This is a genomic window from Coleofasciculus sp. E1-EBD-02, from assembly GCF_040218245.1.
GTDB lineage: Bacteria > Cyanobacteriota > Cyanobacteriia > Cyanobacteriales > Coleofasciculaceae > Coleofasciculus.
Genome location: NZ_JAVJQN010000108.1, coordinates 40,088 through 49,516, shown reverse-complemented (window position 1 = coordinate 49,516; position 9,429 = coordinate 40,088). Strand labels below are relative to the sequence as shown.

Below are 9,429 nucleotides of genomic sequence, written 5' to 3'. Positions count from 1 at the left end.
TGTTCCCTGTTCCCTGTTCCCTGTTCCCTGTTCCCTGTTCCCTGTTCCCTGTTCCCTGTTCCCTGTTCCCTGTTCCCTGTTCCCTGTTCCCTGTTCCCTGTTCCCTGTTCCCTGTTCCCTGTTCCCTGTTCCCTGTCCCCTGTTCCCTGTTCCCTGTTCCCTGTTCCCTGTTCCCTGACAAATGACAAATGACCAATGACCAATGACCAATGACAAATCATGAAAAAAGCACTAATATGCGGCGTGTCCGGTCAAGATGGCGCTTATCTGGCTAAATTACTCCTCAACGAAGGGTATAGCGTCTGTGGTACATCACGGGATGCTCAAATGTCATCCTTTCAAAATCTAGTCCGCCTGGGTATCCGTGACCAAGTGAAACTAGAATCCGCCTCCCTCACTGATTTTCGCAGTGTGCTGCAAGTCCTGATGAAAAATCAACCCGATGAGGTCTATAACTTGGCAGGACAAAGTTCGGTGGGCTTGTCGTTTGAGCAACCCGTAGAAACCCTAGAAAGTATTTCTATTGGTACGTTAAATCTTTTAGAAGCGATTCGGTTTACGGGTGAGCCAATTAAATTTTATAATGCGGGATCGAGTGAATGTTTTGGCGATATTGGCACAGAAGCGGCGGATGAAACGACCCCATTTCGCCCCAGAAGTCCTTATGCGGTGGCAAAATCGGCTGCCTTTTGGCAAGTGGCAAACTATCGCGAAGCTTACGGTTTGTTTGCGTGTTCCGGAATTCTGTTCAATCACGAATCTCCTCTGAGACCCCAACGATTTGTGACCCAAAAGATTGTTGCGGCAGTGTCTCGTATTGCCCAAGGTAGCCAAGAAAAGCTTTATCTGGGCAATGTTGACATTCAACGCGACTGGGGATGGGCACCGGAATACGTTGAGGCAATGTATAAAATATTGCAACAAGAAGAACCCGATGATTATGTAATCGCCACGGGAGAAAGTTACACCTTAGAAGAGTTTGTGGTAGCGGCTTTTGATTCGGTCGGCTTAAATTGGCAAGATTATGTGATTACGGATAGGAGTTTGTTCCGACCAACTGATTTAGCGATCAGTCGTGGTAATCCCGCCAAAGCCAGAGAAAAACTCGGATGGCAAGCTCAGTATAAAATGCCTGATATTGTGCGGATGATGGTTCAAGCCAAGCAAGATTCGGCACAATAAAAGTGCATGGTCATTTGTCTGTCATTGGTTATTTGTCTCAATATCCGTAGAACGCGGACTTAACAAGAAAACCTCCATGCTTCCATCATTGTCTAACTTCTGAGCAAATGACTTATGGGTGAGGATATTGAAGTTTTCTGCCAGGAATGTCTCTAATAGTGGAGAACTTTGGGAAGACACTTGAGTGGCAAACCAAAAGCGCGACTCAATTGGTGGTAAATCACTCACCAACTGTTCCAGATCGGATGTCTCTAAACTGCTTGGAAGGATATGTTGATGAGCTGGGGCGGAACCTTGATAGTAATGGGCTAGTGCCTTGTCATAATACATCGACCAAATAATTACATCACCCGGTTGCTCGTTGGTGTTAATGACTTGGACAACGGCTTTATAATTGGGTCGATCTTGAACGGTATAGTAGCGCACCAATCCACCGACAACGGCTATTGTATAGGCTACCGCAATGGCTATCGCCACGATTCGCCACTGACGCCATACTCTCATCAAACCTGCTGCCAGTAGGATGAAAATGTAAGGGCTGACAAATAACAAATAGCGGGTCACCCAAAGGGACATTGAGATATACGAAAACCCAAATATCAAGCCAAGCGGAATAAATGCCCAGGCTGCAACCCAAAACAGCTTTGATGAATTGTGATGTTTATTTTTGATCAGCGCCGCACCTAATAAGCCCGCTAATAGTCCTGTAAATAGCTTGTAAAACCAGGCGGCGATCGCATTCGACTGCACCGAGAAGGGCCAAACTGTAAAAAACTTCAAGGTGCGGACAACATCAATCAAATGTGGGGTTCGTCTCCCCGCAACGTGTCCTTGCTGGGCGTAGGAGGACGAAGGAGACGCCACTTCAACGACAGACAACACTCCTGGAGCCCACAAAACCACAATCAGCAGTAGCCATTTGCCAAAATCGAACAACACGGCGCGTTGATTACGGAATCTCCATCCCACCAACAGGACATCCGGTATCAGTAACGTCAGATTAAGCGGCACTGTGAATATGGCTAAGAGTCGCAAACCTGCCCACCCAGCCATTGACGCCAAACTGGGACGCTTCCCTGGCTCACTCATCAGGGCGTATGTCAACGCCACGGTACCACCTAACCCCAAACAAGTACTCATGGTATACATGCGTACTTCTTGGGCGTGATTGATGAATAGGGGTGAAAGTGCCAAGATGAGGGCAGCGATTAAGCCTTCTGCTTCTCCTGCTAAACGACGACCTAGCTGATAGATAAGGAAAACACTGGTTATCGCAAAAAGGACAGATAATCCTCGCAGCCAAGCATCATGATTGCTAACCTGTATCCAGATACTCAGCAGCATATAATAGAGGGGACGAACTAGGTTGTTCGGCGGCAATCCCCGTCCTGTTTGAATGTCGGTAACACTGGTGAGTTCGTCAATCCAGAATCCTTCTTCTGCTAGTTGGTAAAGATAAAGGGTTGCGGCGATTAATCCGATTAAGCTAATCGGAAGCCATTGCCGGAAATGAGCCGATCGCCATTTGGCGTTTATCGAGGTAGATGATCCCATATCAGTTCACCCAATTGATGGAGTTTGAGGGAAGAATTATTGATATTCTACAGGCTTGATCAAAACTAAAATAGGTTACGTTTTGGATACACGCCTTAAACCCTCACCAATCACCCATGAAGATTTTGATGCTCTCTTCTACGTTCCCCTATCCCCCAACCCAAGGAGGGACTCAGGTAAGGACGTTTAACTTACTCAAACATCTCACTGGACATGAGATTACCCTACTTACTCAACGCGCTGACGATGTAACTGATGCTGATATTGAAGCATTACGAGAATGGGTGGCTGAGTTGGTCGTTTTTCCCCGTCCCACAACTTCCAGTCTGAAGGGAGGATTGTTGGGCAAGTTACAGCGCTTCGGTCAGTTTTTACAGCAGGGGATTCCTCCCAGTGTCCTCTCGATTTATTCTCCACAATTACAGGATTGGGTTGATCAGTGTGTCAAGAAGAATAACGTTGATGTAATTACCTGCGAACATAGCGTTAACGAAATTTATGTGCGTCCGGAGTTTCGCGAACAACTGCGAACGGTTGTCAATATCCACAGTTCGGTGTATGCTTCCTGTCGCAATCAGTTGCAAACGGGTACAAGCGAGAATCTCTGGCGCGATCGCTTGAATCTGCCTCTGCTTTATCGCTATGAACAGCGCTACTGTGCTAAATTCTCTCATATTGTGGTGACGACGGATGATGATCGCCAACAGATTCAATCCTATAATCCCCCCAGTCAGTTTGCCGTGATTCCCAATGGTGTAGACTTTAGCCAATTCCCTTATCGAACTGTTGATCCAGGTGGACATCGCTTGACGTTCATTGGCGCGATGGATAATTTAGCCAATATTGATGCGGTGACGTTCTTAAGTTTAGAGGTATTTCCCACGATTCAAGAACGGTATCCCGACACAACCTTAACTCTGGTTGGCGCACGTCCCACCTCTGAGGTATTAGCGCTGGGGAATCGCCCCGGAATTACGGTAACCGGGCGGGTTCCTTCTATGGCAGACTACTTACATCAAGCCACGGTATGCGTCGTCTCAATGCGAACGGGGTATGGGATCAAGAACAAAACCCTAGAGGCGATGGCGGCGGGCGTACCTGTGGTGGGAAGCGATCGCGGTTTGGAAGGACTGGAGGTTGATAGTCCTAATGTACCATTAAGAGCATTGAGGGCAAACTCGGTTTCTGAGTATGTTGATGCCGTGACTCGCTTATTTGAAGAGTCTCAACTGAGACAACAATTGTCACAAAATGGACGCCAGTTTATTGAGAAGAATTATACATGGGAACGAGCCGCCCAGCTTTATGAACAAGTCATTTGTGCAAAGTGAACGAACAAATACCTGTAGGGGGTGTTGGGTGTGGGGTGTAGGGGTATGTATATTCAATACGCGACCGCTTACCCTTCTACCCTTTAAAATATCCGCTTCAAGGAATAGCCTGTCAATAATTTGTGATCAAAAATTAACCATAAATTATCTATATAAATAATTTATGATTAAAATCTTAAAATGTTTATATAATAAGATAAAACTGTTTGATGAAATAGATATAATTCACCAGCAAATTTTAATAAATGCCATCTCAATTCATCATTAATCCCGATAAAACCGAATTTATGACCATTTTGGGAGGAATCTAAAGATTTATGAAAATTCTCATCCTCTCTGCCACATTTCCCTATCCACCCACCAGCGGCGGAACTGAGGTTAGAACATTTAACTTGCTTAAGGCTCTGAGTGAGCGTCATCAGATTACTCTGGTGACTCAACGCACTGATGATATTTCCGAGACTGAGGTGGAAAAGTTGCAGGAGTGGGTCGAAGAACTCGTTGTTTTCCCTCAACCCAACAACTCAGAGAACAACAGTGGATTGCGGTCAAAAATGCAGCGCTTGAGTACATTCCTGCAACAAGGAACGCCTCAAAGTGTCTTAAAACAGTACTCCCCGGAGATGCAGGAGTGGGTAAATCAGGCAATAGAGTCAGGAAACTTTGACGTGATCACCTGCGAACATAGCATGAATGAAATTTATGTTCGCCCTCAATGGCGAGAGAAGTTGCGAACCGTCGTCAATATTCATAGTTCCCTCTATCGCAAGCAGCGCCATCAGTTAGACGGCAAACCAGCGGATAAGCAGCTACGAGAGCAATTAAATTTACCCCTACTGCGCCGTTATGAAGAGCGATATTGTGGCAAGTTTACCAATATTGTCGTTGCGACTCCTAAAGATCGGCGTCAGATTGAGGATTATGAACCCGAGGGTAAGATTACCTTAGTTCCCAATGGCGTTGATTTTAAGCAGTTTCCTAAGCGTGTCTCTGATCCGGGAGGACAGCGATTGGTTTTTGTCGGCGTCATGGATAGCCCGACAAACGTTGATGCGGTGCGTTTCTTTAGCTTAGACGTGTTCCCAGAGATTTTACGACGGTATCCAGAGGCAACCCTAGAAATTGTTGGCGCACGCCCTGTACCTGAGGTGTTAGAGTTGCAGGAACGTCCGAGAATTACGGTAGCAGGGCGGGTGAGTTCAATCGTAGACTATTTGCATAAGGCTACGGTTTGTGTGATTCCCCTGCGGACTAGCTACGGGATTAAAAACAAAACCCTAGAAGCCATGGCAGCAGGAGTCCCTGTGGTAGCAAGCGATCGCGGTTTGGAAGGATTGCCTGTGGATGGTGGAGATGTCCCCCTGCGGGCATTACGGGCGAATGATACGGCTGAATACGTGTATGCCGTGAGTCGGTTATTCGAGAAACGTCAGCTTCGCAAACAACTCTCAGAAAATGGGCGATCGCTGGTTGAGCAGAAATATACCTGGAAACGGGCGGGGGAACTATATGAAAAGGTATTAATGGGGAAGTGATATCATGTTCGGTCAAACACCTCTAATAAAAACGCCTGAAACCCCTGTTATTACAGCATTGCAATTATGGGCAATCCTTAGGACATGATATGACATTGGTCATTGGTCATTTGTCATTCGTCCTTCGTCTTTCTTTGTCTGTGGTTGTTTCATTGTGACAGAGTGCGATTCAATGCCTCAAAGATTTGTCTTCTTCAGTGGGGCGGTTGAAACCGCAACTACACAAACAAAACCCGCCTGGCCTTCGGCAAGCTTCGCTAACGCGGGTTTCAAAACGCTTAATCTGTTGTTAGTCCGCGCAGGCGGACTTGGTTTGTCTAGGCGCGAATTCCATTCGCCTGAAGGGACGGAAGGGGGGGTGATATGATGGGCTTTTGTGTTTCTCTAATATTTTCCCCATACCCCATACCCCACACCCCATACCCCACACCCCATACCCCACACTCCACACCCCACACCCCACACCCCATACCCCACACCCCACACCCCATACCCCATACCCCATACCCCACACCCCACACCCCACACCCCACACCCCACACCCCTTCAGGTCTCCCTAGACTTGCATCGCTTCTTGTAACGGAACCTCAGGGGTTGATTTATCCTCATGCAAGCGATCTAAAATCTCAATCACTTCTCGCTCAAAGGATACTTGGGCGCGGTTGGTTCTCCCCCCCACATAAAAGCGATCGCCTTTTTGTAATGCCCAAATTTGCGAGTGGGAGACATAGCTCATAATTACACCCACCATGAGCAAACCAAAGCCGGTATACACAATCGGAATGCCAGGATCAGCTTTAATTTGTAAGCCCGTACTGCCAATTAATTCCTTCAGACGCAACGTTACCCCATTCACCTGGGTACTCATCCCAGAACGCACGGTGGAGACTAATTTACCTTTGGCATCGTACACCAAAACCGTCCCCTGTAAATCTTTTGCCAACAGTGAAGCCCCTTCACTTAAATCCGGTTTTGTCGGTACCCACGTTCCCCAGATGCGCCCATTCCCCTGGATATCCAGTTTCGCCATGGGTAATTGGAAAATCGGACTATTATTTAACTGTACCCGCACCGCCGCGATTCCCCAGTCGGTTTGGTAGAAGGTGACACCTTGATGGCGCAGGGGTTTATTCACATAAATGGTTTCGCGGTCAATTTCTTGTTCCTGATTATCCACAACCGACAAATCGGAATAAAACTGATCAATTCCGCCTTCGGGGGTGTAGTCAATCCAGAAGCGATTAACGTGAATCCCCCAATCTTGAGGAACCTGAGATTTTGCCCAGGGACCGGCATCAATAATGTTTCGGACATGAAAGGTTTTGCCACTAGGAACCATTTCCTGTGCCATAAATCCCGTCATCGCCCCCCAAATTGACCCAGCCAGAATAATCAACATACTGGCGTGAACCACAATTGGACCAATCCGCCCCACGATTCCTTTGCGGGCGTAGAGGCTATCTCCTTCTTGAAATACCCGATAGCGCTTGGCTTGTAGCAGTTGGGATAAGGAATTCAAAGAACCTGTTTCTAGTTCAGCGCTGAGTGCCAGTTTCTGAAACTGACGTGGTTCTTTGTAATAATTCCAGCGACGGGCGGCTTTCAGGGCGGGAAATTGACGAGTAAACGTGCAAGCGGTGAGGCTACTGCCAAACAGAACTAGGATTGACAAAAACCACCATGTCCGGTAAACATGGTCTAATCCTAAGAATAGGAGAACTTTCCAGGTTAAGAAGCCAAATAAGGCGGGATCTTCGGGATAATTAGCTTGATAAAAGGCGAGAGATTGACCCTGTTCGATAATGGTGCCACTGATACTGAAAATAGCGATCGCTAAAAGGAGTGCGATCGCCAGTCGTAAATCGGCTAAGAATGATAGGATATAACGCCGGAACCAACGTCCGACAGGATTAGGCACAGATTGATTATCTAACGTCATTAATTAAAAAATTCCCCCAGGAATCCGAGACAGCAGCGAAAAGACGCCGAATCCGACTAATAAAGCCCCACTAACGGGAGTAATCCAACTTGACCATTGGCGTACTTCTAATAATTTCTTGATCGAAGCGGTAAATGTACCTGCCACAATCAACGGAGTAACATAACCTGCCGTATAGGATAATAGCAGAACGCCTCCTAAAACCCAGTCTTGTGTACTTGCCACCCAAGCCAGTAATGTTGCCAAAACGGGTGTACTGCAAGGAGAGGCGACTAACCCAAAGGTTAAACCAATTAGATAAGAACGTATCCCCTTGGGTAAATCGGGGGAAATCCACTCCATTCCGTCAAAGGATGGTAATTGTAGGGGTAAGGCTTCGAGTAGGTTTAGCCCCATGATAATTGCAATCAGGCTAACAATGATGGGTAACCCGATACCCACTTGCCCATACACTCGTCCCACCGATGCGGCTAAAATCCCCAATCCGGCTAGGGTGGTTGCCAATCCCAGTGCAAACCAAGTCGATTGAGTCGCCGCTTGCAGGCGTCCTTTGGCTTCATAGCCGCCAATGTAGCCAATCGTGATCGGCAGCATAGATAGCATACAAGGAGTGAGGCTAGTCAGCAACCCAGCCGCAAAGATAATCCCAATGCTTAATGCACTCAGATGGGTAAGCTGGTTCCCAACCAGATTATCGGCAAATTGTTCCAGTTGGTACAGTTGAGTTTGTAAGGTGTCAATCATGCGCTGGGTAATTCACCAAATACCTGTTCTGTGAGCATTTTAACGTATGGGATTGTTTGTATTGACACTCCTCAGCCTGAAGGCGTGAGGATTCTTCTTTCATCGAGCGCTCTTAACTATGAAACAGGGGTCCTATTTCATACCAGAGGAGCATCTCTCCAGAAGCGTTTTGCTCCATTGCAGAAGCTAGTTTCGATATGCCCTATCGTACTATTGAAAACAAGAAAGAATGTGTTTTGGGCGTGCTTGTTGCTTAGACTTTCCAGTAGTAACGCACTGATTTTTAAAGGATTGCGGTGGGTTACGCTTGGCTAACGGCATCCTACTCACTCGCTTCACAGGTATAACAAATGACATAAGACAAATGACAATCACCACCGTTAACTTTAATTATCCCCACCTACTTCGTGAGAAACTTTACGATAACGCATTTTGAGAATGAGTCCCAGCGTGATTTGTTTCATCACCCAATACAATACTGTCAACACGATAAAGGTGACAAACATGACCAACAAGGGACGTTTAGCCGTCAAGTCATCCACAATGGTTTGGGCTAAATCCTCCGGTTGTGTGACTAAATCCCAACTATTAAATCGGAGGAATCGTCCTAAATAGATACCAACCGCGCACAGAGCATGAGTAATCAGTTCAGCCGGAATCGTAAATTTACCCATGCCTTGCTTTTGTAAATAGTATCCTAAATTAATTAACGAGATAACGTAAGCTTCAAATCCCAATAAAATAACACTGAGATGTTGCGGAATTAGCACTAACGTAATCACCCAAACGGAATAGTCACGGCGCACCGCATCAATCAGGTGGATGATATCCGTCAATAGATAAGGTGCATTGGGTAAGAACGCCATGAAAACAATGAAACCCACCCACCACAAAAGGTTACGGTTTCCAGATGAGCGACGAAAGAGCCAAACGCTTAAAGCTAAGGGGATAAAGGCGAGAAATAAGTTCCAAGCCATCCAACCGCTATGGCGATGCCACGCTTTCCAGGCATCCCTTAATAGAAATCTGAAAGACATGTTTTTACGGGTATAAGTCTGCTAGAGCAATCGGTTATTTACCAGTATAACTAATGGCTTCAAGACACCGTGAGCTGTTATTAGTGATTCCTTATCAGCGAAATCTT

Annotated in this window: 8 protein-coding genes and 1 pseudogene; 4 read left to right on the top strand and 5 right to left on the bottom strand. The window is 46.5% G+C overall.

What is annotated here, in order from left to right; all coding sequences use genetic code 11:
* Both RIC07_RS17510 and RIC07_RS17505 read left to right on the top strand, forming a co-directional pair.
* Positions 1-192: pseudogene (locus tag RIC07_RS17510) on the top strand (hypothetical protein); the annotation flags it as partial.
* Positions 193-216: 24 nt separating this feature from the next.
* Positions 217-1,182, top strand: coding sequence for a GDP-mannose 4,6-dehydratase (locus RIC07_RS17505; RefSeq protein ID WP_446395647.1), 966 nt, complete (start codon positions 217-219; stop codon positions 1,180-1,182).
* A gap of 21 nt (positions 1,183-1,203) precedes the next feature.
* On the opposite strand, the gene RIC07_RS17500 is transcribed toward RIC07_RS17505, so the two are convergent.
* The gene (locus RIC07_RS17500) at positions 1,204-2,736 is read right to left on the bottom strand and encodes a glycosyltransferase family 39 protein (protein ID WP_446395645.1); all 1,533 of its coding nucleotides are present in this window, start codon (positions 2,734-2,736) and stop codon (positions 1,204-1,206) included.
* Positions 2,737-2,852: 116 nt separating this feature from the next.
* On the opposite strand from RIC07_RS17500, the gene RIC07_RS17495 reads away from it, so the two are divergent.
* Together RIC07_RS17495 and RIC07_RS17490 are read left to right on the top strand one after the other, a co-directional pair.
* Complete coding sequence (locus RIC07_RS17495; protein ID WP_446395644.1) at positions 2,853-4,067, top strand: glycosyltransferase family 4 protein; 1,215 nt, start codon at positions 2,853-2,855, stop codon at positions 4,065-4,067.
* Positions 4,068-4,384: 317 nt separating this feature from the next.
* Positions 4,385-5,602, top strand: coding sequence for a glycosyltransferase family 4 protein (locus RIC07_RS17490; RefSeq protein WP_446395643.1), 1,218 nt, complete (start codon positions 4,385-4,387; stop codon positions 5,600-5,602).
* A 317-nt stretch (positions 5,603-5,919) separates the two neighbouring features.
* On the opposite strand, the gene RIC07_RS17485 is transcribed toward RIC07_RS17490, so the two are convergent.
* The 4 genes from RIC07_RS17485 to RIC07_RS17470 all read right to left on the bottom strand — a co-directional run bounded on the left by RIC07_RS17485 (position 5,920) and on the right by RIC07_RS17470 (position 9,322).
* Positions 5,920-6,144 carry a hypothetical protein gene (locus tag RIC07_RS17485; RefSeq protein ID WP_446395642.1) on the bottom strand — a complete coding sequence of 75 codons (225 nt, stop codon included), beginning with the start codon at positions 6,142-6,144 and terminating at the stop codon, positions 5,920-5,922.
* 14 nt (positions 6,145-6,158) lie between these two features.
* Entirely contained in the window at positions 6,159-7,541 is a 1,383-nt protein-coding gene (locus RIC07_RS17480) for a cytochrome c biogenesis protein (protein WP_446395641.1), read from the bottom strand.
* A 3-nt stretch (positions 7,542-7,544) separates the two neighbouring features.
* On the bottom strand, positions 7,545-8,285 hold the full coding sequence (locus tag RIC07_RS17475) for a cytochrome c biogenesis protein CcdA (RefSeq protein ID WP_446351605.1): 741 nt from the start codon (positions 8,283-8,285) through the stop codon (positions 7,545-7,547).
* Between the two features lie 386 nt (positions 8,286-8,671).
* Positions 8,672-9,322 carry a DUF1361 domain-containing protein gene (locus RIC07_RS17470; protein ID WP_446395640.1) on the bottom strand — a complete coding sequence of 217 codons (651 nt, stop codon included), beginning with the start codon at positions 9,320-9,322 and terminating at the stop codon, positions 8,672-8,674.
* Positions 9,323-9,429 lie beyond the last annotated feature (107 nt).

Excerpts from the sequence above, each read along its gene's own strand:
- RIC07_RS17500 (WP_446395645.1), bottom strand. The coding sequence starts at position 2,736 with ATGGGATCATCTACCTCGATAAACGCCAAATGGCGATCGGCTCATTTC.
- RIC07_RS17495 (WP_446395644.1), top strand. The coding sequence starts at position 2,853 with ATGAAGATTTTGATGCTCTCTTCTACGTTCCCCTATCCCCCAACCCAA.
- RIC07_RS17490 (WP_446395643.1), top strand. The coding sequence starts at position 4,385 with ATGAAAATTCTCATCCTCTCTGCCACATTTCCCTATCCACCCACCAGC.
- RIC07_RS17480 (WP_446395641.1), bottom strand. The coding sequence starts at position 7,541 with ATGACGTTAGATAATCAATCTGTGCCTAATCCTGTCGGACGTTGGTTC.
- RIC07_RS17475 (WP_446351605.1), bottom strand. The coding sequence starts at position 8,285 with ATGATTGACACCTTACAAACTCAACTGTACCAACTGGAACAATTTGCC.
- RIC07_RS17470 (WP_446395640.1), bottom strand. The coding sequence starts at position 9,322 with ATGTCTTTCAGATTTCTATTAAGGGATGCCTGGAAAGCGTGGCATCGC.